Origin of the sequence: Microbacterium hydrocarbonoxydans (assembly GCF_011752045.1) — a bacterium.
In the GTDB taxonomy this organism is placed as follows: domain Bacteria; phylum Actinomycetota; class Actinomycetes; order Actinomycetales; family Microbacteriaceae; genus Microbacterium.
On record NZ_JAAKXW010000001.1, the window covers coordinates 1,577,833 to 1,602,730 of the forward strand.

Here is a 24,898-nt window from a genome sequence, read left to right on the forward strand (position 1 = left end):
CTCAGCCGGGCGACTCCGTGCGATCCGAGGACGAGGACGCGCCGAGCAGCGCCTCCCTGGCGATCTCGGCGCCGATCCTGCTGGCCGCGCGCACCTGCACGGTCGGCAGCGGCAGCGGCCGCTGGGGGGCCAGTCCGACGTTCACGACGACGGCCCACGGATCCCGCTGCGCCGCACGCTCGACGAGCGCGCGCTGCGCGGCATCCGAATCAGGGCGGTCGACGAGGAGCACGGTGATCCCGTCGGCGGCGACGGCCTCGGCGAGCACCGCGTCCTGCTCCTCCGCGGTGCTGCCTGCGACGTCCAGGCGCGCCCGGTGGCCGCCCCCTGCGAGGGCTCCGGCGACGTAGCCGGCGGCGCTGTCCACCGCGAGAGAGGACCGTCGGCGGGCGTCGACGACGGCGAGGGCGGATGCTCCGGCGGGCAGTCCCTCGGGGATCTCGACCGCTCTGCGCACGACGTCGGCGGCGTCGAGCGGCTCCCCATCCCCGGCATCCGGAGCCGCATGGAGCTTCGCCGACAGCGCGGCGACACGCGCCGCCGCCTCCGCCACCCGCTCCCGGGAGAGCGTGCCGTCGCGGAGCGCCGCGACGATACCGTCCCGTGCGGCCCGGAAGTCGCGGACGTCCTGGTCGGCGTGCGCGGCCTCGCCCGGGTTCGTCGGGTTGCCGATGCAGAGCAGGTCGGCGCCCGCGGCGAGCGCCCGTGCCGCTCCCCCGCCGATGCCGACGGTCTCGCGGATCGCCGCCATGTCCAGCGCGTCGGTGATGATCACGCCGTCGAACCCCCACCCGCGCAGCATCCCGAGCACCCGGGCGTTCAGCGTGGCCGGCGCCGTCCCCCACCCGGGGACGACGATGTGCGCGGTCATGATGCTGTCCGCACCCGCCTCGATCGCAGCGCGGAACGGTGCGAGGTGCACCCGCTCGTACTCGTCGAGGGGCAGCGCGATCTCCGGCAGCGCGTGATGCGAGTCGAGGTGCGTGTCACCGTGGCCGGGGAAGTGCTTCACGCAGGCGGCGACGCCGCCGCGCTGGATGCCGTCGACCGCGGCCACCACATGACGGGAGACGAGAGCCTCCTCGTCTCCGAAGGAGCGCACGCCGATCACCGGGTTGCGGGGGTCTGTGTTCACGTCGGCGACCGGTCCGAGGATCACGTTGCCGCCGACGGCGCGCACGCGGCGGGCGAGCTCGGCGCCCGTGGCCCGGGTGGCGTCCGCGTCGTCGAGGGCGCCGAGCTGCGCCGCGCCGGGGAGCGTGGAGCCGGTCGCCGACTCCAGCCGGGTGACGCTGCCGCCCTCCTCGTCGATGCCGATCAGCGCCGCCGGGTTCGCTGCGAGGATCTCCGCGCTGAGTGCGGGGAGATCGCCGCCGACGTTCTGCCCGAAGTAGACCACCCCGGCGAGCCCGTCGCGCAGCTCGGCCAGCAGCCACTCCGGCGCCGAGGTCCCGAGGAAGCCCGGCCAGAGCACGCCGTTCGCGAGCCGGGTGAGCTCGTCGCTCATCCCTTCACCGCGCCGGCGACCATGCCGGCAGAGAGGCGCCGCTGCACGATGACGAAGAAGATCATGACGGGGATCGTGATGATCGTCGACGCGGCCATGATGCTGCCCCAGTCGTTCGAGTGCAGGCCGAAGAACGACTTGAGCCCGATGGACACCGTGTACTGGTCCGTCGCGCTGCCGAGGATCGTCATCGCGAAGATGAACTCGTTCCATGCCGTGATGAAGCTGAAGATGCTCGTGGCGACGAGGCCGGGCATCACCAGCGGCAGCAGGATCGAGCGGAACATGCGCCACCAGCTCGCGCCGTCGATGTACGCGGCCTCCTCGAGCTCGACCGGCACGGCCGCGACGAATCCGCGCAGCATCCAGATGCCGAAGGCCAGCGAGAGCGCGACGTACACGACCATGAGGCCGAGGATGCTGTTCAGCAGCCCGAGGCTCTTCACCTGGAGGAACAGCGGGATGACCAGCGCCTCGAGCGGCACCATCTGCACGACGAGGATCAGCATGAGGATCGTGGTGCGGAACCGGAACCGGAAGCGCGCGACGGCGACGGCCGCGAGCAGGCACACCAGCGCGCTCACCAGCACCGTGACGAGGGCCACGATCGCCGAGTTGCGGAGGTAGGTGCCGAAGCCGCCGTCGGTGAGGACGTAGGCGAAGTTGTCGAAGGTGAACTCCTGCGGGAGCAGCGACTGCCCGCCGCTGGACGCCTTCGCGTCGAGCGCGCTGGAGACCATCCAGTACACCGGGAACAGGGTGAAGATCAGGACGGCCGCGACGGCGATGCCGACGCCGACGCGGGAGAGGACGGACGGACGGGGGTTCACAGTTCGTCCTCCTTCATGAGCGAGCGGATGTACACGATCGTGATGCCGATCAGCACGATCGTGAGCAGCACGGCGAGGGCCGCGCCGAAGCCGTACCGGTTCTGTCCGAAGGACTCCACGTACGACCAGACGCCGAGGTTCAGCACCGATCGGTTGCCGCCGTTGCCGCCGGGCATCAGGTACACCTGCGCGAACACCTTGAAGTCCCAGATCGTGGACAGGATGATGACGACGGAGAAGACCGGCCTGAGCGTCGGGAACACGATCTGCCAGAAGCGGCGCCACGCGTTCGCGCCGTCGAGCGCCGCAGCCTCGAGCATCTCCCTGGAGACGCCGAGGAGACCGGCGAGCACGGTGATCGCGACGAACGGGAACCCGTGGTGCACGACGTTGAGCAGGACGATCGCGTAGAACGACCACTGGTTGGTGAACCAGTTCACGGACTGGTCCATGAGCCCGGCGTCCTTCAGCACGGTGTTGAAGATGCCGCGGTCGGCATCGAAGATGAAGGTCCAGACGTAGGTGCCGGTCACCGCGGGCATCGCCCACGCGACCATGATGCAGCTGGAGACGACGGTGCGCCAGAGGGTGCCCAGCCGTGCCAGCAGGAGCGCGACGAGGGTGCCGACGGCGACCGTGACGAACACGGCGACGGCCGCGAAGCCGACGGTGTTCGGCAGCACCACTGTCCACAGAGCCGAGTCCGTGAGCGCCTCGACGTAGTTGCCGAGGCCGATCCAGTTGCTCTCGCCGGTGTTGATCTCACGCAGGCCGTAGTCCTGCAGCGAGTAGAGGAACACCTGCACGAGCGGCCAGAGCATGAGCACCGCGAGGATGATCAGCCCGGGGGCGAGGAGGAGCCAGGGGCGGGCCTTCACCAGGGAGAGGCCCTGGGTGGGCCGCCCGCCGGCCACGGAGGCGGAGGGGGACTCCGCCTCCGTGGCCGGCAGTGGCGCGTGCACCGTCGACATGGAGGGGATGCTGCCTTACTGGTTGAGCAGTTCGGTCATCTCGGCGGCGGCATCCTTCGTCGCGGTGGCGACGTCCTTCTGCCCGCCGAGGATGGCCTGGATCATCGAGTTGGTCGTCTTCTTCGCCTGGACGGCGCCGAAGTTCGGGGTCACCGGCACGGATGCTCCGCCCTCGACCATCTGCTGCGCGAACGGGGCGACGAGCGGGTCGGTCGAGGCGAGCGCCTCCTCCATCGCGGACTGGACGCCCGGGAAGTAGCCGGTCTCGTCGGCCCACTTCTCGGCGAACTCGCCGGTGGTCATGAGCTTGACGAACTCCCACGCGAGGTCGGCGTTCTTCGTCGTGTTGAAGACGGAGAGGTGCGAGCCGCCGAGCACGGAGGGGGCGATGCCGCCGTCCTTGCCGGGGATCACGGCGGCGCCGATCTTTCCCTCGAGCTCGGGGTTGGCCTCGACGAGCGCCTTCGGGGTCCACGAGCCGGAGAGCATCATCGCGACGTTGCCCTGGGTGAAGGCGTCGCGGAGGTCGGTCTCCTTCCAGGTGGTCGCGCCGGCGGACGAGAAGCCGTGCTCGGTGGCGAGCCCGGTGTAGAACTCGATGCCCTCCTGCGACTCCTCGCTGTCCAGCTCGCTCGTCCACTCGTCGCCGTCGAGGGTCGCGACCTCGCCGCCCGCGCCCCAGACCCAGGGGTACACCTGGAACTCGGCGTCGCCGGGGACCGGGAACGGGAGCATGTCGGGCTTGGCGGCCTTGATCGCCTCGCCGGCCGCGACGATGTCGTCCCAGGACTTCGGGGCCTCGAGGCCGAGCTCCTCGAAGACGTCGGTGCGGTACACGAGCGAGCGGACGCCGGCGTACCAGGGCATGCCGTACAGCTCCTCGTCGTAGGTGCCCGCGACCTCGAGTCCCTCGACGAGGTCGTCGCGCAGGCCCTTCTCGGCGTCGACGTACTCGTCGATCGGCAGCAGCGCACCGGCATCGGCGAACTCCGCAGTCCAGGTCGTGCCGGTCTCGGCGATGTCGGGAGTGGTGCCGCCCGCGATCGAGGTCACGAAGCGGTCGTGCGCGTCGGCCCACTGCACCTCTTCGATGGTGACCGTGGCGCCGGTCTCCTCCTCGAACGCCTCGGAGACGGCGTCGTAGAAGGCGGTGGAGTCGGGGTTGGTGCCCTTCATGATCCAGACGGTGAGCTCCTGCCCCTTGCCGTCGACGGGTTCGTCGCCGCTGCCGGTGCTTCCGCCCGCGCAGGCCGCGAGGCCGAGGGTGGCTGCGGCGCCGAGCGCCACGGCCGGAAGAATGCGCTTGTGCATCAGGGATCTCCTCTTTGAAACGTCCTGGCGGCACCGGGTGCCCGCCACTTGGGAATAAGTATCCACGACTAACTAATACCCTGCAAGTTATTCCCGGAATCGTCACCTCGTCGTGACACAAACTTCCAGAGGTAGGCTCACGGCATGAGCCGCCCCCAGGAAGACGGAGTCCGCTCGACAGTCGCACGACATGCGACGCTGCCCACGCCGAGCGCCCTGGGCTCTCTGCTCCGGTTCCTCGGAATCGCCCTCGGCGTGCTCGTCGTCTCCGCGATCGCGGTCGCGTCGTTCATCGTCTTCGATGTCGTCAACAGGGTGGGCGACGGCGCCGTCACCCTCGAGGACGCCCCCGACGTGGATCCGCCATCGCTCGGCGCCTACCCGGCGGACAAGGCCTTCAGCATCCTCATCGTCGGGACCGACGAGTGCGGCGAGGTCTCCACGAGCCTGTTCGGCAAGCGGTGCAGCGAGGCGGACGGGCTGCAGCGGAACGACGTGAACCTGCTCGTGCACGTGTCCGCGGCGCCGCGCAACGTCACCGTGGTCTCCCTCCCCCGCGACCTCGGCATCCCCGTGCCCGAGTGCGAGCGCGAAGACGGGTCGACCGCCTCCGCGATGCGCAAGGCCTCCATCAACGCCGTCTACGAGCACGCCGGACTCTCCTGCGTGGTGAAGACCGTCTCCGATCTCGCGGACATCCCGATCGAGTTCGCGGCGAAGATCAGCTTCGACGGCGTCATGGCGGTCACCGATGCGATCGGGGGCGTCGAGGTCTGCATCGCCGGCGACGGCATCCGCGACGAGCACACCGGAATCGACTGGCCGCCCGGACTCCGCACGGTCTCAGGCACGGAGGCGCTGCAGTTCATCCGCACCCGGCACGGCGTGGGCGACGGCAGCGATCTGGCCCGCATCTCCAATCAGCAGCAGTACATGTCGCGGCTGGCGAAGAAGGTGCTCAGCGAGGAGACGCTCACCGACGTGCCGAAGGTGCTGCGGCTGGCCAGCGCCATCGCCGACAACATCGTGCCGAGCGAGCAGCTCAAGGATCCGCTGCGGCTCGCGCAGCTGGCCCTCGCCCTGAACGACGTGCCGTTCAGCGACTTCGTGTTCGTGCAGTTCCCGAACCTGACCGACCCGGATGACGACGACAAGGTCGTGCCGGACGAGAACGCCGCCGCCGCGCTCTGGGCGGCCGTGAAGTCCGGGCAGCCCCTGCAGCTCACCGGCGACGTGGCGACGCACGACGGCGTCGAGCTCGTGTCCCCCGCGCCGACGCCGACACCCGTGCCGGGGTCGACGGCCACCCCGGCACCGCGGGCCACCCTGCCGCCCGACATCTCCGGACAGAGCGTCGACCAGGAGACCTGCGCGGTCGGGCAGCTGAACTGACCTCCGCCGCGGGCGCGTAGTCTCAGAGCATGGGCAGGACCAGAGCGCGCGACACCGAGCATCCTCAGGCCCGGCTGGACCACGGCGGCATCGCGAGCATCGTGCCCTCCGAGTTCACCAGCGGGTTCGAGCTCGTCGTCGACGGCACTCCCCAGTCGCACGTCGACCTCAGCGACCCGACGCACCTGCACTTCGAATACATCGTGCGGATGGGCGCCGTCATCGACCAGCTCCCGGAAGGACCGCTCACGGCCGTGCACCTCGGCGCCGGCGCGCTCACCATCCCCCGCTACATCGAGGCCACCCGCCCCGGATCGCGGCAGCAGGTGATCGAGCTCGAGGGCCCGCTCGCCGCCCTCGTCCGCGAGCATCTCCCCCTGCCGAGGGGCGCCTCGATCCGCATCCGGATCGGCGACGCCCGCGAGGGCGTGCACCGGCTGCCCGCGGCGATCGCGGGCAGCTGCGACCTCGTCGTGTCCGATGTGTACTCCGGCGCTCAGACGCCTGCGCATCTGACGAGCGTGGAGTTCTACCGGGAGGTCGCGGAGCTGCTCGGCCCCGGCGGGGTGCTCCTCGTCAACGTGGCGGACGGGCCAGGGCTCGCCTTCGCGCGTCGTCAGGTCGCGACGATCGGGGAGGTGCTGCCGGAGCTCGGCATCCTCGCCGACACGCAGGTGCTCAAGGGGCGCCGTTTCGGCAACCTCGTGATCGCCGCATCCGCCGCCCCGCTGCCGACGGAATGGCTGCCGCGGATGCTGGCGGCAGGCCCGCATCCGGCGAAGATCGCGCAGGGCGCCGAAGTCCGCGCCTTCGTGCAGGGGGCCCGGATCGTGACGGATGCGGATGCCGTGGCCTCCCCGCGCCCCGACGCCTCGCTGTTCCTGCGCTGAGGCCGCGGCCGTGAATCCGGATGCGGCGACTCGGGGCGTGCCTCGACCGGGACCCGGACACCGCCATGCACACTGGACGGGGGACGCTGCGGAAGGAGAGCAATGAGTTTCATCCGGGGGTACGACCAGGAGAACCTCCGCGAACTGGTCGATCTCGATGAGTGCGCGGCACGGCTCGCGGAGATCGAGAACCAGCGCAGCCTCCCCGCTCTGCTGGAGCGCGTCTGGCTGCTGAAGGTGCTGAATCGCCTCGACGAGGCGCTGACGCTCGCCGACGAGACCGTCCGCCAGGCCCGCATGGCTGGCACCCGCAAGGACGTGCTGCGCGCCCGCGTGCTGCACGCCACGATCCTGCAGTACCGGGGGGCGCACGCCGCCGCCGAGCAGGAGCTCGCCACCTGCGCCGACGAGGCGGAGGGCCAGGGGTGGCGGTCGATCGCCGCCTTCGCCCACCAGCACCACGGCAAGAACGCATACGACGCCGGCGACTACGAGACGGCGCGCGAGAGCTTCAAGCGCTCGCTGTTCCTGCGGCGCGAGTCGGGCGCGGAGGACCGCGAGCTGGAGACCGCGCTGCTGGCGATCGAGGCCGTGGAACGCCGCCGATCCTCACAGCTCGTCGCAGGCTGAGGCCGCCCGCCGCGATGTCCGCGGTATGCCTTAGCCTGTTCGCATGGCGGAACTCGACCGTGTGCGCATCTGGGGCGAGGCGCTGATCGCGCTGCATCTCGACGAGAGCTGGTCCTTCGGTTTCGACCATGCGAAGCGGCGCGCCGGGCAGTGCGACTACACGAAGAAGCGCATCACGGTGTCCCGCTATCTCGCGGCCCGCTTCGACGACGACGAGATCCACCAGGTGCTGCTGCACGAGGTCGCGCACGCGCTGGCCGGACATGAGGCCGCGCACGGTCCCTCCTGGAAGCGCATCGCCCGTGACCTCGGCTACGTCGGCGGCACGACCCATCGCGGCGAGACCGCCGTCGAACTCGCCCCCTGGGTCGGACGCTGCCCCGCCGGCCACGTGACATACCGTCACCGCCGCCCGTCGCGAGCCACCTCCTGCGCCCGCTGCTCACGCACCTTCGACGCCCGGCACCTGTTCGCCTGGACCCGCCGGGAGATCACCGCGGACGAGCGTCTCGCCGCGCAGTCTCCGCGCTGAACCGCGCGAGTGCCGGCCGCGCGAGTGTCTGCCGCGCGAACGTCAGTCCGCGCCACCACCGGATTCGGAACCGCTGCCATCGGCATCCGCGCCGCTGTCGTGCTCCGTGCGTCGCTCGGGGCGGTCGCCCGCGTCCGCAGCGACGACCGGCGCCGCTCCGGCATCCGCGGCCGACCCGGCACCCGCTCCGGCCCGGCGCCTGCGCAGCACTGCGGCGAGCGCCCGCCACCCGAGCAGGAACACGCCGAGGACGATCGTCGCGACGATGATGAACGGCAGCTGCGCCGTGTCGCCGGAGAGCACCCGCAGCAGCATGCCGCCGGCCACCGTGACGATCCAGACGACCGCGCCCCAGACCGGCGACCAGGGCCGCCGCGGGCGCCGGCTCAGCAGCGCGGCCACACCGTGCCCGACGACGAGCGCGATGAGGAAGGGCCAGGCGGTGAGGAGGAAGCCCGCCGGGTCCTCGCTGTGGGAGGCGCGGCCGATCACCGCGAAGACAAGCACCAGGACGGCATCGAGGATGAGAGCGGGGAGGTATCTCATGCCATGACCCTACGTCGGCGCGTGCGGATTCGACTGCGGGCGTGCGGCCTGTTGCGCGCCCGCACTCCTCAGGGACGCTTCTCGCCGCCGTCGACACCGCGGAAGCGACCGGATCCATCCCGGGTGCGGGTCCAGGACGAATGCACCGGCCCAGTACCCGGCGCCCTCACTCGAACGCGACGAAGACGCCGTCCGCGAGCATCGGGACGACGTCGACGGCGTCCAGGGCCGCGGCATCCGCCACGCTCGCCGGCGTGATGCCGGAGCGGGCCATCCGCGCCGTCGATGCGACGCCGATCTCGAGCTCGCGCCCTGATCCGCTGGCGGTGAGCAGATGCCGGAGAGCACCGCGCAGCGCACGGAAGCCCTCTGCCGCGACGGCGGCGTCCGGTGCCGTGTGATCGATGCCCAGGTCGGTGAGCGCGGCGATGATCGCGCCGGCGCCGAGCTGATCCTCCACTGCGAAGCGCAGACCGCCCTCCGCGGCGACCTCGCCGGCGGCGATCACGGAGACGGACGTGCGCGCCTGCCGCCGCTCCTGGATCGTCGCGATCGACCGCGCCACGGCTGCGGCGTTGCGGATGCCGCCCACGAGCACGGTCGCCGCCGGCGCGGCGGCGGAGACCACGACCGCGCCGTTCGACGACCACTCCACCGCGTCCGCCAGCGGGACGACGACGCCCGCGGCGACGGTGTCGGGCAGCGTCGAGGAGAAGCGGAGCACGTCGACGACCACGACGACGTCGGCGGGCGCCAGGCGGGCGAGCCCGTCGACGCCCCATTCGAGGCGGACCTGATAGGCGGACTGGTCGAACGGAGACGGCATCCGTCCAGCCTAGGCTCCCGCGACGCATGCTCTTGTGGCGCGTGCGACGACGGAGGATCCTGAGATCGTCACTCCTCAGCGGCCTGCCGGCCCGAACCGGACGGACCGCCCCCTCGGAACGGAGGCTGTGCGGTGAGCATGGAGAACGAAGCCGTCGTTCGCCGGCTGATCGACGCGATCAACGCGCGCGACATCGGCGTCATGGACGAGCTGTTCCACGATGACGCGGTCATGGACTGGCCGCAGTCCGGCGAGCAGGTGCACGGCGCGGAGAACCGCAGAGCGATCTACGGCGCGTTCCCGCAGCTGCCGACCATCACCCCTCGGCGGATGCTGAGCGCCGGAGACCTCGTCGTCGCGGAGGCTCGGCTCGACTACGGCGGCCCCGTCTACGCGACGGTGTTCGTGTTCGAGTTCCGCGACGGCCGCATCGAGCGGGAGACGGCGTACTGGAGCGAGCCGTTCGACCCTCCCGAGTGGCGGTCGGCCTGGGTCGAGGTGGTCTGAGCCTGCGCACCGAGGCCCCGTCGTCCCCGAGGGCGACAGGGCCTCCGTGCGATGTCGTCAGTCCGCGGCGAGCGCCTCGACCGGCGCCACGCGGGTGGCGAGGCGAGTCGGAGTCGCTGCGGCGACCAGCGTCAGCGCCGCGGTCGCCGCGACGATGATGACCACCGGCAGCCACGGCACGTGGGGGGCGACCAGACCGGCCGGAGTGAAGTCCGGGAGCGTCGGCACCGAGCCGAGCAGCGACTGCGCGGCGATCCAGCCGTAGACGACGCCGAGCACGAGACCGGTGAGCGTCGCCGCGACCGTGATGTGCGTGGCCTCGAGCAGCACCATCCGGCGCACCTGCCCGTTCGACAGACCGATCGAGCGGAGCAGGCCGAGCTCGCGCCGGCGCTGCACGACGCCGATCGTCAGCAGGTTCACCAGCCCGACGGCGGCGATCACGGCGGACACCGCGACGAGCACCATCATGACCGCGCCGAACGCGTCGTACGGGGCGAAGAACTCCGCTGGCACCTCCCCCTCGACCTGTGCGACCATCATCTGCTTGACCGACTCCAGCGCCACGGCGAACATCGTCACGAGAGTGACGCCCATCACGACGCCGATCGCCATCCGGGAGGAGCGCTCGGGGTAGCGCAGCGCGTTCTCGGCGGCGAGGCGCGCGGTGGCGCTCGAGCCGAACAGGCGGCCGACGATCCGAAGGACCGGCGGCATGAACAGCACGGCGCCGAGCGCGAGCCCCGTGAACGAGAGCAGGCCGCCGAAGAACGCGACGACGACGCCGAGCGGAGACGCGAGCCCGACCACGACGCCCGCCGCGAGCAGCAGCGCACCCGTGACGAGCAGCACCCACGCTCCGACGTGGCGACCCGGACGGGAGACCTCCTCATGGGTGCGCTCCACGGAGCCGCCGATCGCCTGCAGCGGAGTGACCGCGAGCACCCGGCGGGAGCCGACCCAGGCCGCGGCCCAGGTGGTCAGGGCGACGCCGAGCGCGGGCAGCACGAGGAACGGCTGGGCGAGCGTGAAGCCGACGGGATCGTTCTCGATCAGCGCGCTCCCCACCTGCACGCCGATCGCGGCGACGCCGAGCCCGGCGAGCAGGCCGATGACGGCGCCTATCACGCCGACGACGAGGCCCTGGCGGCCGACCTCGGCGCGCTGCGAGCGCGCGGTCGCGCCGATCAGCCGCATGAGGGCGATCTGCCGGGTGCGGCCGGCGATGATCGTCGAGAAGGTGTTCGCGGTGACGATGGCCGCCACGTACATCGCGACGGCGGTGAGCAGCACCGAGAGCAGGGCGACGACGAACGCGAGCGTCTCGCTGTCGCCGATGAACGGGTCCGCCTGGAGGACGGCCCCGATGTACGCGGTCGTCTCGACGAGGATGACGCCGAACGCGGCCGACAGCGCGGCGACGAGGATGCTCGCCCCCATGCCGCGGTCACGCAGCCACGACAGGCGCGGCGCGGTGGCCGCCGTCTCGGGGACGACGGTGTCGAACAGCGCGGGAGCCGCGGCGCTCATGCCGCCACCTCGGCGGCGAGCATGTACGCCGCGATCTCCTCGGCGCTCTGGCGCGGGTGGTCGGCGACGATGCGGCCGTCGCCGAGGAAGAGCACGCGGTCGGCGTGGCTCGCGGCGATCGCGTCGTGCGTCACCATGGCGATGGACTGGCCGTGCTCGCGACTCGCCGTGGCGAGCAGCTGCAGCACCTCGCGTCCGGTGCGGGAGTCGAGGTTGCCGGTGGGCTCGTCGGCGAAGACGAGGTCAGGCGCCGTGGCCAGCGCTCTGGCGATGGCGACGCGCTGCTGCTGCCCGCCGGAGAGCTCGTGCGGGCGGTGGTGCAGGCGCGCGCCGAGTCCGAGGGTCTCGATCAGCCCGTCGATGCGGGCCTTCTCGATCGCGCTGGGGCGGCGTCCGTCGAGCTCGAACGGCAGCATGATGTTGCCGAGCGCCGTGAGCGTCGGCACGAGGTTGAACGCCTGGAAGATGAACCCCACGCGGCGGCGGCGCAGGATCGTGAGGTCGAGGTCGCCGAGGCCGGTGATCTCGGTGTCGCCGATCCAGGCGCGCCCCTCGGTGGGGGTGTCGAGCCCCGCCATGATGTGCATGAGCGTGGACTTGCCGGAGCCGGACGGCCCCATGATCGCGGTGAACTGGGCCCGGCGGATGCCGACGCTCACGTCGTCGAGGGCGTGGACGGTTCCCTCGCCGGCGCCGTAGGTCTTCTTCAGGTGCTGGACGCGGGCGGCGAGCCCGAGGTCGGTGGTCGTGATCTCCATGCCTTCGACGCTATTTCCGGGGGTGCGCCCGGCGCGTCGCCCTGACGGCGCATGCTCGTACATCGGAAGGATGATCCGCGAAACGGCGACGCGGATGACACACTGACCTCATGCTCCACGACGGACTCGACCCCCGCCAGACCCGACGCCTGCCCGAGACGCTCGACGAGTTCCAGCGCGCCGAAGGGCACCCGCACTTCCGGGTGGATGTGGAGCGCATCCGCTTCTCCCCCTTCTACTCCCGGCTCTCCGCGGTCACCCAGGTGATCTCGCAGACCGGCGCGGGGCTGGCCGTGCACAACCGGCTCACGCATTCGATCAAGGTCGCCGCGGTGGCACGGGCGATCGCCACGCACCTGTCGACGCGCACCGACGAGCCGAGCCGGATCGTGGCCGAGCTCGGCGGGGCGCATCCTGTCGTGGTCCAGGCCGCGGCCGCAGCGCACGACCTCGGTCATCCGCCGTTCGGGCACCTGGGCGAGCAGACGCTCGACAGGCTGGCCCGCGCCCGCTTCGGCCTGGCCGAGGGCTTCGAGGGGAACGCGCAGACGTACCGCATCCTCACCCGCCTCGACGAGCACGACCGCCCCGGGGTCGGGCTCAACCTCACGGCGGCGGTGCGCGCCGCCGTGCTGAAGTACCCGTGGCGCCGCGGAGAAGGCGGCAGCCGGCGGGGAGGTGCGAGCAAGTTCAACTACTACGCCGTCGACGAGCAGGACGCGCGTCAGGCCCTCGCCGCCTACCCGCTGATCGAGCAGGGTCAGCAGACCGTCGAGTGCTCCATCATGGACATCTCCGACGACATCGCCTACTCGCTGCACGACCTCGACGACTTCTATCGCGCGGGGCTGCTGAACCCGGCGACGCTCTCGGCCGAGTTCCGGGCATGGCATCGCGACGTCGCCCGACTGCGCGGAGAGGATGCCGAGGTCCTCGCCGCCGGCACCAGGACCCCGGGTCACGCGCTGGAGCTGCTCTGGAGGCGTCTGCGCAGCAAGGACGGCTGGATCGCGGATGCGGATGCCTTCGCCGAGGCCGTGTCCAAGGTCGGCGCCGAGGTGATCGACGGACTCGTCGCGGAGCCGTTCGACGGCTCCCTCGCCAGCGAACGGTCGCTCGCGAGGTTCACGACGGCGTGGATCGCGCGCCTGCAGTCATCGATCGAGGTGCACCGGCATCCGGATCCCCGCTCCGGCCACGTCAGCCTGAACCGGCAGGCGTGGCATGAGGTCGCCGTGCTGAAGTTCCTGCACGAGAGGTTCATCCTCGAGCGCCCCGACCTCACCGTCTACCAGCGCGGGCAGGCCAGCGTGCTGGAGCGGCTCGTCGACGGGTTCACGGCGTGGCTCGACGATCCTCAAGACGCCCGCCGGGCGCCGCGACGCCTGCTCGATCTCGTGGAGCTCGCCACGGACGACCACCGCCGGCTGCGGGCGGAGTCACCGGAGCGGGTCGCCTCGCGCACCGCGGACGAGCTCGACGCGCTCGCCCGCGGACGCGGCATCATCGACTACATCGCATCGCTCACCGACGCCCAGGCGGTGTCGCTCGACGCGATGCTGGCAGGCCGGACCGAGCGCCTGTGGGATGCCGGCCAGGGGCTCTGACGCCCCGTTCCTCGAGTTCGGTCTCAGGCGAGCCCGTGCTCGAACGCGAAGACCACCAGCTGCACGCGATCGCGCAGCGCGAGCTTGGTGAGGATGCGGCTGATGTGCGTCTTCACGGTCGCCTCGCTGAGGTATTCGCGCGCCGCGATCTCCGAGTTCGACAGCCCCCGGGCGGCGAGGGCGAAGATCTCCCGCTCGCGGTCGGTCAGGTCGCCGTACTGCGCGGGCACCGGCTTGGGCGCCTCGGCGAAGTGCTCGAAGAGGTCGCGCGTCGCGGAGGCCGCGATGACGCTGGAGCCGGAGTGCACGGTGCGGATCGCGGCGAGGAGGAACTCCGGGTCGGCGTCCTTCAGCAGGAAGCCGCTCGCCCCCTGACGGATCGCGCGCGCCGCCGCCTCGTCGAGGTCGAATGTCGTCAGCATGACGATCCGCGGAGGGTCGGGCTGAGACAGGATCTCGGCGGTGGCGGTGAGGCCGTCCATCACCGGCATCCGGATGTCCATCAGCACGACGTCGGGTCGCGTGGTGCGGACCAGGTCGATCGCCTCACGGCCGTCGCCCGCCTCGCCGACCACATCGAGGTCGGGCTGCGAGGCGACGAGCATCCGGATGCCGGCGCGGAACAGCGCCTGGTCATCGACGAGTACGACCCTGATCATTCACTTCTCCTGAATCTGCGCGCGCGAGCCACCGACCCTCCGGCCCGTGCGGGGCTCAATCGCGGTCCGATGCTCCGATGGGGAGCGAGGCGCGGACGACGAACTGCTCGCCCTGGCGCTCCGCCGAAAGGCTACCGCCCACGAGCTGCGCGCGTTCGCGCATTCCGATCAGACCGTGTCCGCCGGGGGTCTGGGCCTGCCCGGAGCCGGCAATGTTACGCACCTGGATGTCGACGCGGTCGTCCAGCCAGGCCAGGTGCACGTCCACTGCACCGTCGCCGTGGCGGAGGGCGTTGGTCAGCGCCTCCTGCAGGATGCGGTACACGGCGAGCTGGATCGCCCCCGGTGGCTCCCCCGGCGGCATCGGGTCGACCGTGATGCGCGGCTCGATGCCCGCCTTCCGCACCTGTGCGAACAGGGTCTCCAGGTCGGCGAGCGTCGGCTGCGGTCCGTCGCCCTGCCGGTGGCGCAGCTGCGTGAGCAGCAGCCGCACGTCGGACAGCGCGCCGCGGGCGGTCTGCGCGATGGTGCCGAGCGCCTCTGTGGCGAGCTCGGGCTTCGCGGCCGCCGCGTAGCGGGCGCCGTCGGCCTGCGCGATGACGACGGCGAGCGAATGCGCGACGATGTCGTGCATGTCGCGGGCGATCCGCACCCGCTCCTGCTCCTCCGCCGCCTGCAGCTCCGCCTGCACCTGGGCCGCCCTCGTGCGGCGCGACCGCAGCACGACCCGCCAGAGCAGCCCGCTCACCCAGGCGAAGCCGAGCGAGAGGATCGAGACCGCCAGCAGCAGGGTGCCTGCGGTCAGCTGCTCCCACCCCGTCCCCGAGCCGAAGGCGACCCCGCTCACGAGCACCATGTACGCGGCGGCGACGACGCCGCCGAGCAGCGTCGAGCCGAACCCCCACCAGAGCACTGTGCGCGTACCCCACGCGGAGGTCGCGTACAGCACGAGCAGGATCGCGAAGTCGATCGGCAGCGGCCCGAACCCGGCCAGCATCTGCAGCACCGCGCCCACCCAGGCGGCCGCCAAGGCGAGCCCCGGCGCCAGCCTGCCGATCGCCACGCCGCCGAACATCACGATGCCGGCCACGACGACCGCCGCGACCGAGACGCCGGAGATCTCCGGTCCCCCCACGCCGGGGCCGTAGAAGACGACCGACATGGGCGTCAGGATGACGAAGAGCAGCGCTGCGCCCAGGATGTCGAGGGCGAGCGCCGTGCGGGACAGCGGCCGGATCACTCCCCCACGCTACGCGAGCGGCCGCGCGGAGAGCATCCGTCTGGAGATGTATCCGCGCGGATCAGGCGCGGGCGAGGATCTCCCCGTGCGGCACGAGGTACCAGCCGTCCCCGTCGTCGGCCCAGCGCTTCCACGCGTCGCTGATCGCCCGCAGATCGGCGGCGCTCGCCATGCCGCTGTCGGTGAGCTGGCGGGCGAGGGCGGATTCCAGGATGCGGTCGGCCCACATGCCTCCCCACCATGCGCGCTGCTCCGGCGTCGAGTAGCACCAGGTGGATGCCGTCGCCGTGATGTCCTCGAAGCCGGCGGCGCGCGCCCAGGCGAGCAGCCGCCGTCCGGCATCCGGCTCGCCGCCGTTGGCGCGTGCCGCCCGCCGGTACAGGTCGAGCCAGCGGTCGAGCTCCGGCAGGAGCGGGAACCAGAGGAAGCCGGCGTAGTCGGCGTCGCGCGCGGCGACGATGCCGCCGGGCGCGGCGACTCGGCGCATCTCGCGGAGCGCCTGCACCGGATCGCCGACATGCTGCAGCACCTGGTGCGCGTGCACGACGTCGAAGCTGTCATCGGGGAAGCTCAGCGTATGCACGTCCTCGACGGAGAAGTCGAGGTTCGTCAGGCCGCGGGATGTCGTGAGGTCGCGGGAGAGGGACAGGGCGGCGTCGTCGATCTCCGTGGCGGTGACGTGAGCGACCACTCCGGCGAAGTCCGCCGTGATCGTGCCGGGACCCGCCCCGACGTCGAGCAGCCGCGTCTCGGAGGTCAGATGCGGCCGCAGGTATGCGGCCGAGTTCGCGATGTCCCGGGTGTTGTGCGATCGGAGGACGGACTCGTGGTGTCCGTGCGTGTAGGAGGCCATGGTTCAGTCTGGCAGTCGGTCCGGTGGCGGCCGCGCACGGGCGACGCTCAGCGCAGGTCTGCCACCGCCCGGCGGATCGCCTCCCGATCGGGCTTGCCGGATGCCAGCACGTCCAGCTCGTCCACGACCACGAGCCGCGCGGGGCGGGCGTGCTTGCCGAGCTCAGCCGCGACGATCTCGCGCGCGTGCTCGAGCTGCTCGGACTCGCTGCGCCGCAGCGACTCCCCGCGTGTCACGACGATCACCGAGGCCTCCCCCCAGCGCTCGTCGTCGACGCCGACGACGACCGCCTCGTGCAGGCCGGGCACGCGGCGCACCAAGCGCTCCACCCGGTCGAGGGAGATGTTGATGCCCCCGGAGACGATGACGTTGTCGGCACGGCCGTGCACCCGAACGACGCCGTTCTCGATGAGACCGAGGTCGCCGGTGCGGTACCAGCGGATGCCGTGCTCGTCGCGGGAGAACGTGCGCGCGGTGAGCTCGCCGTCGCCGAGGTATCCGTCTGCGAGCATGGGACCGGCGATGCGCAGCTCGCCGTCGACGACGCGGACGCCGACCGTGTCGAGCGGCACGCCGTCGTAGACGCACCCGCCGCTGGTCTCTGTGGAGCCGTAGGTCCGCACCAGCCGCACGCCGAGGTCGGCCGCCCGGTCCCGCAGCGGCTCGGGGAGCGCCTGCCCGCCGACGAGGATGGCACGGTACGCCTGCAGCGCGGCGCGCGCGGCCGCATCGCCGGAGGCGTCGAGCAGCGTCGCGAGCTGCGCAGGCACGAGCGAGGTGAACAGCGGGTCCCCTCCGGTGCGGACCATCGACAGCGTCGCCTCGGCGAACGACTCCGGGGAGAACCGGCCGTCCAGCACCGCGGGATGGGTGCCGGCGACCACCGAGCGCACGATCACCTGGAGTCCCGCGACATAGCTCGCGGGAAGGGCGAGCAGCCACCGGCCGCTGCCGATCCGGGCGGCCGTCGCCTCCGCGCTCGCGCGCAGCGCCTCGCCGCTCAGCACCACCTGCTTGGGGACGCCGCTCGAGCCGGACGTCGCGATCACGGCGGCGGTGCCTTCCGGCACGTGCTCCGGGGCACCGGCGAGCATCCCGAATCCGAGCGCCGGGCCGCCGTCGAGGGCGCGGACCAGGGCCTCGCGCAGCGCAGCGGCGTCCTCGGCATCCGTCGGGATCAGCGCCACCATGGCAGGCTCCGGGTCAGTAGTGGTAGGGGAAGGAAGACCAGTCGGGCGCGCGCTTCTCGAGGAAGGAGTCGCGCCCCTCGACCGCCTCGTCGGTGCCGTAGGCGAGGCGGGTGGCCTCGCCGGCGAACACCTGCTGGCCGACGAGTCCGTCGTCGACGGCGTTGAACGCGAACTTGAGCATCCTGATCGCGGTCGGCGACTTGGTGAGCACGGTGCGGGCCATCTTCAGTGCCTCGCGCTCGAGCTCGGCGTGCGGCACCACACGGTTCACCGCGCCCATCTCGTAGGCGCGCTGCGCGGAGTACTCCTCGGCGAGGAAGAACACCTCGCGGGCGATCTTCTGGCCGGTCTGCCGGGCCATGTACGCGGAGCCGTATCCGGCGTCGAAGCTGCCGACATCGGCATCCGTCTGCTTGAAGCGGGCCTCCTCGGCGGAGGCGATGGTGAGGTCGCAGACGACGTGCAGGGAGTGGCCTCCTCCGGCCGCCCAGCCGGGGACGACCGCGATCACGACCTTGGGCATGAAGCGGATCAGCCGCTGCACCTCGAGGATGTGCAGGCGACCGGCACGCGCCGGATCCGCCACGGAGTCGACGGCGTCGGAGTACTTGTAGCCGTCACGTCCGCGGATGCGCTGATCGCCGCCGGAGCAGAACGCCCAGCCGCCGTCCTTCGGGCTCGGTCCGTTGCCGGTGAGCAGCACGGCGCCGATGCGCGGGTCCTGCCGGGCCATGTCGAGGGCGCGGTACAGCTCGTCGACCGTGTGCGGCCGGAAGGCGTTGCGCACCTCCGGACGATCGAACGCGATGCGCGCGACGCCCCCGTCGACCGAGACGTGCGACGTGATGTCGGTGTAGTCCTCCGCGCCGGGCGCGAGCACCCATTCGGCGGGGTCGAACAGGTCTGAGACGAATGCGCTGGCCACGGCATCCAGCCTATTCCCGCGCCGGGTTCCGGTGCGTCCGACATGAGGGCGATGCCGCGCGGAGCTGCGCCCTCATGCGCGGACGCCTTCAGGCGCGACGGGCGCGCACGGCCTTGCGCCAGCCGTCGATGACGTCCCAGGCGACGCCTGCCGCGACACCGAAGCCGAGGAGGACGGCGAGGATGCGGAGGATGCCTCCCTCGCCCGCGGCCTCGGCGTCGCCGGCCGCGAAGCCCTCCCCGCCGGCCGCCGTCACGTGAGCGAGGAACTCCGGGTTGACGAGCTCGCCGCGCACCAGCGGCACGATCACCCAGGCGAGGAACGCCAGGGCGAGGACGGTGTTCACGACGGCCGCGCCTGTGCTCCAGCCTCCCCTGCGGAAGACGAACACGGCGAAGACCGCCTCGGCGACGAGGAGCGCGAACAGCAGCCCGATCCACCACGGCCACAGCTGCGGGTCGAGGATCGACAGGCCTTCGCCGTCGGCGACGACGAAGCCGCGGAGACGGTCCCACAGCAGCGCCGCGGCGGAGATGCCGAGGAACACGAGGGAGGCGATCAGCTCGCTGCGCCCCGCGCCGTCCTCCTGCGCCTCGGGCAGCTGATCGACATCCCATCTCACGCCGGTGTCGGCGCCGGTGCGCTCCAGCACGACGAACACCAGCGTGGTCCAGAAGCACACGTGCACCGCGACAGTGAGCCCGACGGACACCGCCTGGCCGATGGTCTCCCCGACGGCCGCCCCGGAGAGCAGAAGCCCGAGCACGAGGGCGCCGACGACGCTCACCGGCACGATCCACAGCAGCAGCTTCAGCAGCCGCCACCAGGTGAGGTAGTACTTCGGCCCCAGCAGGTGCAGCGGCCGGTCAGCATAGCTCGCGGCGAGGACGCCGGGATCACCGAGCTCGGTGAGCACGGCGCGCTCGGCATCCGCCCCCGACTCGCCCTGTTCGAGCCGGGCTTCGATCGCATCGGCGATGGAGGCCTCGAGCTCCGCACGGACGTCGTCCTGCATCTCGGGCTTCAGGCTGCGGATGGTCGCGCCGATGTAACGCTCGGTGAGGGTGGCCGTTGCGGTCATGTCAGTTCTCCTCTGCGGTGAGAGAGGCGATGGCGATGGTCAGCGCGCGCCATTCGTCGGTGAGGGTGCCGGCGAGGCGGATGCCGTCGTCGGAGGTGCGGTAGAACTTGCGGGGACGGGCCTCGTCGGTGTTCCACTCGCTGGTGAGGTACCCCTGCTTCTCGAGCCGCCGCAGCAGCGGGTACAGCGTGTTCGCGTCGGTGGCGAAGCCGCGGCTCTCGAGCTGCTCGAGCAGTCCGTAGCCGTAGCCCGCTGTGCGCAGCAGCTGCAGGCAGGCCAGCACCGCGGTGCCGCGCCGCAGCTCCTGCAGGTGCGTGTCGAGCGTCTCGTTCATGTCGATCACATTACTGTGTGTCACACACCATTGTCAATCGCGCAGACATGTGTGTCCGAGTAATCCGCTCCCGTCGCTCGAACTGTCGACTCACCGGCCCCCGACTCGACAGCTCGAGCGACGGGAGCGGGGGGATGGCCGATCGCGGGCGCTAGCGTGAAACCATGACGCTCGAGATCAGCCGCATCGACCCGTTCGACGACGACGCGGTCGACGCGTGGTGGGACGCCTATGCGGAGGCCGAGCGCGCGGACCGCGGGCGGGATGCCGTGATCTGGAGCCGTGAGGAGACCCGCAAGGAGCTCCAGCAGGACTCGTCGGTCTCCGAGCGACGCGCCTACCTGCTGCGGGACCGCGGCGCGGTGGTCGGATGCGCGAGCCTCGGGCTTCCGCTGAAGGACAACACCCATGTCGCCCACATCGGCATCGGCGTGCCGCCGCGCCATCGCCGCCGCGGCCACGGCGGCGATGCGCTCGCCTTCCTCGAGCAGGAGGCCCGTAGCGCGGGGCGCACCACGGCTCAGGGCAGCACGAGCTGGCCGTACGAGCTCGGCCCTGAGGGTGCGGGAAGCCCTGGGCGCGAGTTCGCCCGTCGGCACGGCTACGCGCTCGCGCTCGGCGACGTGCAGAACCGCCTCGCCCTCCCGGTCGACCCGGCGCTCCTCGATCGCATCGACGAGGACATCGCGTCGGCGATCGCCGGCTACGAGATCCGTAGCTGGGCAGGTCGCATCCCCGACGACGTCGTGGAGAGCTGGACGGTCCTCGATGCGACGCTGGAGACCGAGGCGCCGACCGGGGACCTCGACATCGAGCCGCAGACGCCCGATGTCCGCAGCATCCGCGAGGTCGAGGAGCTCCTCGAGAGCCAGCGACGCACGTCGTTCGGCACCATCGCCCTGGCCACCGACGGCACGGCGGCCGCATACACGCAGCTCGTCGTGTCGGCCGACGACGGCAACGCCTACCAGTGGGGCACGCTCGTGCGCGCCGCCGACCGCGGCCACCGGCTCGGCATCGCGGTGAAAGTGGCGAACCTGCGGATACTGCAGCACGAGGCCCCGCAGACGCCCGCGGTCTACACGTACAACGCCGAGTCGAACGCCCACATGCTCGCCGTCAACGCGCTGCTCGGCTTCCGCCCGGTCGAGCGGATGGGCGAGCTGCAGAAGCGCCTGCGCTGACGCACCTGTCGCCGAGACCCCGCCCTGCCGCCGAGACCCCCGGCTGCAGACGACGGCAGCACGGGGTGTCGGCGAGAGCACGGGGTCTCGGCGAGCGGAATGTGACGACACAGGGCGAGGCCCCGGCATCCGATTCCGTAATGTGTAACGGTGACCCTGAAGACCCGCAATCTCGCCCTGATTCTCGCCGCCGCGGCCGCGCTCTCGCTGTCGCTCGCCGCCTGCTCCCCCGCCGCGGAGCCGACCTCCTCTCCCGCACCGGAGACCTCTGAGGCCTCCGACGGCTCCTGTGCCGGCGTGACCGTGATCGTCGACACGGGGAACCTCGAGGTGGAGGACGACCCGTCGCTGGAGACCTGCGTGGAGACCGACGAGCCGATCAGCGGGCCGGACGCCCTCGCCGAGGCCGAGCTGACGACGGTCGGCACCGTCACCTACCCCGACGACGTCGTCTGCCGCGTGAACGGCGTCCCCTCCGAGGAGACGGAGCTGCCGGGAGCGGACGGCGCCGCGTACCACGAGACCTGCGCCGACATGCCCTCGGCGAACGCGTACTGGTCGCTGTGGGTCAAGCCCGCCGAGGGCGAGTGGGACTACGCCCAGACCGGCCTCTCCGGCCTGGAGCTCAACCCCGGCGACAGCGTCGAGCTGCTGTTCACCCTCAACGGCGAGCCGGCCGCGCCCGCGCCGACCTCGTGACACGAGCGGGCCGGCTCACCCTGAGACCCGGCCCGCTGCGCGCGGCGGCGGGGCTGGCGGCGATCTTCGTCGTCGCCCGCGTCGCCTACCGCGTGCTGTTCGACGGCGCCTCCGGCACCGGCCCCGTGCTGCTCCCGCTGCCGCGCATCCCGCTGCCGCCCCCGTACAGCTGGGTGACCCTTCTCGGCCCCGTGACGGCCGACGGCCTGTGGGATGCCGTGTTCTCGGCCGTGCCCGTGGCATCCGTCATCCTGCTGTTCGGCCTGCTGAACGCGCTGTTCGACGTGTCCCGCCTGTTCGGCCTGCTCGCCCGTCGCGGTCCGCTGCGGGGGATCGCCCGGGCGCTCGCGGTCGCCTGGTCGACCCTGCCGGCTCTCGGCGCGGCGGTGCGCCGGGTGCGCACCGCCCAGCGGCTGCGCGGGGAGAGGCCCGGACCGAGGATGCTGGTGCCGGTGCTCGAGCGCACCCTGGAGCGGGCGGCCGCGATCGCGAACGGCCTGGAGCTGCGCGGGTTCGGCGGCGCCCCGGTGGAGGGCGAGTGCGAGCATCCGGTGGCGGTCAGCCATGCCGTGCTCGGCTTCGGTGCGCGCCGCGTTCTCACCGTCATCCGCTTCGCCCTCACGCACGGGACGCTCGCCGTGGTGACCGGACCCACGGGCTCCGGGAAGTCGACTTTCCTCCGCGCCCTCGCGGGACTCCTCGATCACGTCGACGGCGGCTGGTCCACGGGTGCGGTCGTCGTCGCCGGCCGTGATCGGCGTCTGACGCCGCCGCGCGACGCCTCCCGGCTGGTCGGGGTCGTGCTGCAGAACCCCCGCGAGGGGTTCTGCACCGAGCGGGTGCGCGACGAGATCGGCCTCGCGCTGCAGCTGCGCGGAGTGGCACCGCTGATCGTCTCCGCTCGGGTCAGCGAGGTCGCTGTCCATCTGGGGATCACGGAGCTGCTCGACCGTTCGGTGGCGACCCTGTCAGCGGGCGAGGCGACTCTCGTCGCGATCGCCGCAGCGGTCGTCGAGCGGCCCGTGCTGCTGCTCGTCGACGAGCCGCTCGCCGACCTCGACGCCGACGCGCGTCTCCGCGTCGTCGCCGCGCTCGACGCCCTCGCGCACTCGGCCGGCGTGTGCGTCATCGTCGCCGAGCACCGCTGGGCGGCGTTCGGCGACGCCGCCGACTCCTGGTGGCGCATCGACACCGACGCCCGGCAGCTCGTCGTGCAGCCCGGCAGCCCCGCCGCGCTCGACGTCCCGGTGCCGGCGCCGGCCACGCGCACGGCGCCCACCGCGGATGCTCCCGCATTGGCGGCATCCGCTGTGCGCATCGTGCATGGCGACACGGTGGCGGTGCACGACGCGACGCTCTCCATCGCCGCGGGCGAGATCGCCGCGCTGATCGGGCCGAACGGGGCCGGCAAGTCGTCCCTGCTCCTCGCGCTCGCACTCCCCCCGAAAGGAGCCTCCGTCTCAGGGCGGCCGGTACTGGTGCCCGACTGCTCGGACGACCTCTTCACCCGCGACACCGTCGCCGCGGAGTGCGCCCGCGCCGACCGCGTGGCGCGCCGGTCCGCGGCACCGGCGCTCATGCCAGCGGCGGAGCGCTTCGCGGCCTTCCTCGGACTCGACGCGGCCGCGCTCGGGGAGCGCCTGGGGCGGCATCCGCTGGATCTGTCCCTCGGCGAGCGCCGCTGCCTGGCGATCGCGCTGCAGCTGACACGCTCACCGGGCGCGCTGCTGATCGATGAGCCCACCCGCGGGCTCGACGCCGCCGCCCGTGAGCAGGTGCGCGCGGCGCTGCAGCAGACGGCGGATGCCGGCGCCGCCGTGCTGCTCGCGACGCACGACGCGGACTTCGCCGCAGCCCTCGGCGCCCGGGTGCTGCCGATGCGGGACGGGATCGTGCCGGCGGTCGCGCCGTTCCCCGAGAGCACCCCCTCGCCGGTCGTCGAGCGAGGGAGCGCAGCGAGCGAGACGAGACGCGGTGAGGTCCGCGGGGCTGACGTCCACGGTGGCGTCTCCGCTCGCATCGCACGCTCGACGACCGCGGTGCCCGTACCCGCCTGGCGCCGGCGCCTGCTCCCCGTGGCTCTGGTCGTCGCGAATCTCGTCGCCCTGGCATCCTTCACCTGGCCGCTGGTCGCGTCCGCGCTCCCCGGGCAGGCGGAGGCCGCAGCGCCCTGGGCGGCGCTCGCGCTCGTGCCCATCGCGGCTCTCGTCGTCATCGCTGCGCTCGACGAGAGCGTGCGATCGGCGCACACCCTCGCCTATCTCAGCGTCCTCGCGGCGATCGGCACCGCCGTGCGCATCGCCAGCACGGGAGTGGGCGGGGTCGAAGCCGTGTTCATCCTGCTGATCCTCGCCGGCCGCGCCTTCGGGGCGCGGTTCGGGATGCTGCTCGGAGTCGCCACCATCGCGCTGTCGTCCACCGTGTTCGGCGGGTACGGGCCGTGGACGCCCTTCCAGATGTTCGCGTGCGCGTGGGTCGGCGCGGGAGCCGGGCTCCTCCCCCGGCGCCTGAGCGGTCGCATCGAGCTCGCGAGCCTCTGCGTGTACGGCGTGGTGGCCTCGTACGTGTTCGGGCTGCTCATGAACATCTGGTTCTGGCCGTTCGCGGTGGGCACGGGCACCGCGATCTCCTATGTGCCCGGCGCCCCGCTGAGTCAGAACGTCGGCAGCTTCCTGCTGTACTCCCTGGTCACCTCGACCGCCGGGTGGGACACGCTGCGCGCGATCACCACAGTCGTCGGCGTGATCGTGATCGGACGCCCCGTGCTCGCCGCGCTGCGTCGCGCGAAGCCGCTGACGTCGGCACGGGCGACCGCGTTCGCAGAACCGCCGACGCCCCACCTGGCCGCCGACGCCCCCCGTCGCTGACGTCAGCCCGGTGGGGCGTGGGCGCTCCG

24 protein-coding genes are annotated in these 24,898 nt (G+C 71.9%); 9 read left to right on the plus strand and 15 right to left on the minus strand.

Annotated features, from left to right (window positions below; all coding sequences use genetic code 11):
- Position 1: 1 nt before the first annotated feature.
- The 4 genes from G6G98_RS07365 to G6G98_RS07380 are packed head-to-tail and all read right to left on the minus strand — an operon-like array spanning position 2 to position 4,619.
- Complete coding sequence (locus G6G98_RS07365; protein ID WP_164232878.1) at positions 2 to 1,507, minus strand: glycoside hydrolase family 3 protein; 1,506 nt, start codon at positions 1,505 to 1,507, stop codon at positions 2 to 4.
- Positions 1,504 to 2,337: a carbohydrate ABC transporter permease gene (locus G6G98_RS07370; protein ID WP_067349178.1), complete on the minus strand. Its 834-nt coding sequence runs from the start codon at positions 2,335 to 2,337 to the stop codon at positions 1,504 to 1,506. Before G6G98_RS07370 ends, G6G98_RS07365 begins: the two co-directional genes overlap by 4 nt.
- Positions 2,334 to 3,308: a carbohydrate ABC transporter permease gene (locus tag G6G98_RS07375; RefSeq protein WP_164232875.1), complete on the minus strand. Its 975-nt coding sequence runs from the start codon at positions 3,306 to 3,308 to the stop codon at positions 2,334 to 2,336. The genes G6G98_RS07370 and G6G98_RS07375 overlap by 4 nt, the downstream gene beginning before the upstream one ends.
- A gap of 15 nt (positions 3,309 to 3,323) precedes the next feature.
- Positions 3,324 to 4,619, minus strand: a complete 1,296-nt coding sequence (locus G6G98_RS07380; RefSeq protein ID WP_067349174.1) for a sugar ABC transporter substrate-binding protein — start codon at positions 4,617 to 4,619, stop codon at positions 3,324 to 3,326.
- Between the two features lie 144 nt (positions 4,620 to 4,763).
- Between G6G98_RS07380 and G6G98_RS07385 the strand changes: the two genes are divergently transcribed.
- The 4 genes from G6G98_RS07385 (at position 4,764) to G6G98_RS07400 (ending at position 8,063) form a co-directional block, all read left to right on the plus strand.
- Entirely contained in the window at positions 4,764 to 6,011 is a 1,248-nt protein-coding gene (locus tag G6G98_RS07385; protein ID WP_164232873.1) for an LCP family protein, read from the plus strand.
- 29 nt (positions 6,012 to 6,040) lie between these two features.
- Positions 6,041 to 6,901, plus strand: coding sequence for a spermidine synthase (locus tag G6G98_RS07390; RefSeq protein ID WP_164232871.1), 861 nt, complete (start codon positions 6,041 to 6,043; stop codon positions 6,899 to 6,901).
- Positions 6,902 to 7,003: 102 nt separating this feature from the next.
- Positions 7,004 to 7,531 (plus strand): hypothetical protein, encoded by a 528-nt coding sequence (locus tag G6G98_RS07395; protein WP_164232869.1) that lies wholly within the window; start codon positions 7,004 to 7,006, stop codon positions 7,529 to 7,531.
- Positions 7,532 to 7,574: 43 nt separating this feature from the next.
- Positions 7,575 to 8,063, plus strand: a complete 489-nt coding sequence (locus tag G6G98_RS07400) for a SprT-like domain-containing protein (protein ID WP_164232867.1) — start codon at positions 7,575 to 7,577, stop codon at positions 8,061 to 8,063.
- 42 nt (positions 8,064 to 8,105) lie between these two features.
- Here G6G98_RS07400 and G6G98_RS07405 read toward each other — a convergent pair whose 3' ends face one another.
- Together G6G98_RS07405 and G6G98_RS07410 are read right to left on the minus strand one after the other, a co-directional pair.
- Positions 8,106 to 8,609 (minus strand): DUF3054 family protein, encoded by a 504-nt coding sequence (locus G6G98_RS07405; protein ID WP_164232866.1) that lies wholly within the window; start codon positions 8,607 to 8,609, stop codon positions 8,106 to 8,108.
- Positions 8,610 to 8,775: 166 nt separating this feature from the next.
- Positions 8,776 to 9,435, minus strand: a complete 660-nt coding sequence (locus G6G98_RS07410; RefSeq protein WP_164232864.1) for a 2-phosphosulfolactate phosphatase — start codon at positions 9,433 to 9,435, stop codon at positions 8,776 to 8,778.
- Positions 9,436 to 9,573: 138 nt separating this feature from the next.
- Between G6G98_RS07410 and G6G98_RS07415 the strand changes: the two genes are divergently transcribed.
- The gene (locus G6G98_RS07415; RefSeq protein WP_067349160.1) at positions 9,574 to 9,942 is read left to right on the plus strand and encodes a nuclear transport factor 2 family protein; all 369 of its coding nucleotides are present in this window, start codon (positions 9,574 to 9,576) and stop codon (positions 9,940 to 9,942) included.
- A gap of 57 nt (positions 9,943 to 9,999) precedes the next feature.
- On the opposite strand, the gene G6G98_RS07420 is transcribed toward G6G98_RS07415, so the two are convergent.
- Both G6G98_RS07420 and G6G98_RS07425 read right to left on the minus strand, forming a co-directional pair.
- The gene (locus G6G98_RS07420) at positions 10,000 to 11,472 is read right to left on the minus strand and encodes an ABC transporter permease (protein WP_164232861.1); all 1,473 of its coding nucleotides are present in this window, start codon (positions 11,470 to 11,472) and stop codon (positions 10,000 to 10,002) included.
- A complete protein-coding gene (locus G6G98_RS07425) occupies positions 11,469 to 12,230 on the minus strand; it encodes an ABC transporter ATP-binding protein (protein ID WP_164232859.1) in 762 nt (253 codons plus the stop codon). The genes G6G98_RS07420 and G6G98_RS07425 overlap by 4 nt, the downstream gene beginning before the upstream one ends.
- Before the next feature lie 110 nt (positions 12,231 to 12,340).
- On the opposite strand from G6G98_RS07425, the gene G6G98_RS07430 reads away from it, so the two are divergent.
- Positions 12,341 to 13,837, plus strand: a complete 1,497-nt coding sequence (locus tag G6G98_RS07430) for a deoxyguanosinetriphosphate triphosphohydrolase family protein (protein ID WP_164232858.1) — start codon at positions 12,341 to 12,343, stop codon at positions 13,835 to 13,837.
- Between the two features lie 23 nt (positions 13,838 to 13,860).
- Here the strand turns inward: G6G98_RS07430 and G6G98_RS07435 are convergent, their stop codons facing one another.
- The 7 genes from G6G98_RS07435 to G6G98_RS07465 form a co-directional block, all read right to left on the minus strand.
- The gene (locus G6G98_RS07435) at positions 13,861 to 14,496 is read right to left on the minus strand and encodes a response regulator (protein WP_164232856.1); all 636 of its coding nucleotides are present in this window, start codon (positions 14,494 to 14,496) and stop codon (positions 13,861 to 13,863) included.
- A gap of 55 nt (positions 14,497 to 14,551) precedes the next feature.
- Entirely contained in the window at positions 14,552 to 15,736 is a 1,185-nt protein-coding gene (locus G6G98_RS07440; RefSeq protein ID WP_164232854.1) for a sensor histidine kinase, read from the minus strand.
- Between the two features lie 61 nt (positions 15,737 to 15,797).
- Positions 15,798 to 16,589: a class I SAM-dependent methyltransferase gene (locus G6G98_RS07445; RefSeq protein WP_164232851.1), complete on the minus strand. Its 792-nt coding sequence runs from the start codon at positions 16,587 to 16,589 to the stop codon at positions 15,798 to 15,800.
- A 47-nt stretch (positions 16,590 to 16,636) separates the two neighbouring features.
- Complete coding sequence (locus G6G98_RS07450) at positions 16,637 to 17,779, minus strand: AMP-binding protein (protein WP_164232849.1); 1,143 nt, start codon at positions 17,777 to 17,779, stop codon at positions 16,637 to 16,639.
- Positions 17,780 to 17,792: 13 nt separating this feature from the next.
- Positions 17,793 to 18,704, minus strand: a complete 912-nt coding sequence (locus G6G98_RS07455) for a 1,4-dihydroxy-2-naphthoyl-CoA synthase (RefSeq protein WP_164232847.1) — start codon at positions 18,702 to 18,704, stop codon at positions 17,793 to 17,795.
- Positions 18,705 to 18,792: 88 nt separating this feature from the next.
- The gene (locus G6G98_RS07460) at positions 18,793 to 19,785 is read right to left on the minus strand and encodes a permease prefix domain 1-containing protein (protein WP_164232845.1); all 993 of its coding nucleotides are present in this window, start codon (positions 19,783 to 19,785) and stop codon (positions 18,793 to 18,795) included.
- Between the two features lies 1 nt (position 19,786).
- Positions 19,787 to 20,119, minus strand: a complete 333-nt coding sequence (locus G6G98_RS07465; protein ID WP_164232843.1) for a PadR family transcriptional regulator — start codon at positions 20,117 to 20,119, stop codon at positions 19,787 to 19,789.
- Between the two features lie 164 nt (positions 20,120 to 20,283).
- On the opposite strand from G6G98_RS07465, the gene G6G98_RS07470 reads away from it, so the two are divergent.
- The 3 genes from G6G98_RS07470 to G6G98_RS07480 all read left to right on the plus strand — a co-directional run bounded on the left by G6G98_RS07470 (position 20,284) and on the right by G6G98_RS07480 (position 24,869).
- Positions 20,284 to 21,303 carry a GNAT family N-acetyltransferase gene (locus G6G98_RS07470; protein WP_164232841.1) on the plus strand — a complete coding sequence of 340 codons (1,020 nt, stop codon included), beginning with the start codon at positions 20,284 to 20,286 and terminating at the stop codon, positions 21,301 to 21,303.
- Between the two features lie 150 nt (positions 21,304 to 21,453).
- Positions 21,454 to 22,002 carry a hypothetical protein gene (locus G6G98_RS07475; RefSeq protein ID WP_243842035.1) on the plus strand — a complete coding sequence of 183 codons (549 nt, stop codon included), beginning with the start codon at positions 21,454 to 21,456 and terminating at the stop codon, positions 22,000 to 22,002.
- Entirely contained in the window at positions 21,999 to 24,869 is a 2,871-nt protein-coding gene (locus G6G98_RS07480; RefSeq protein WP_164232840.1) for an ATP-binding cassette domain-containing protein, read from the plus strand. Before G6G98_RS07475 ends, G6G98_RS07480 begins: the two co-directional genes overlap by 4 nt.
- The last annotated feature ends 29 nt before the right edge of the window (positions 24,870 to 24,898 follow it).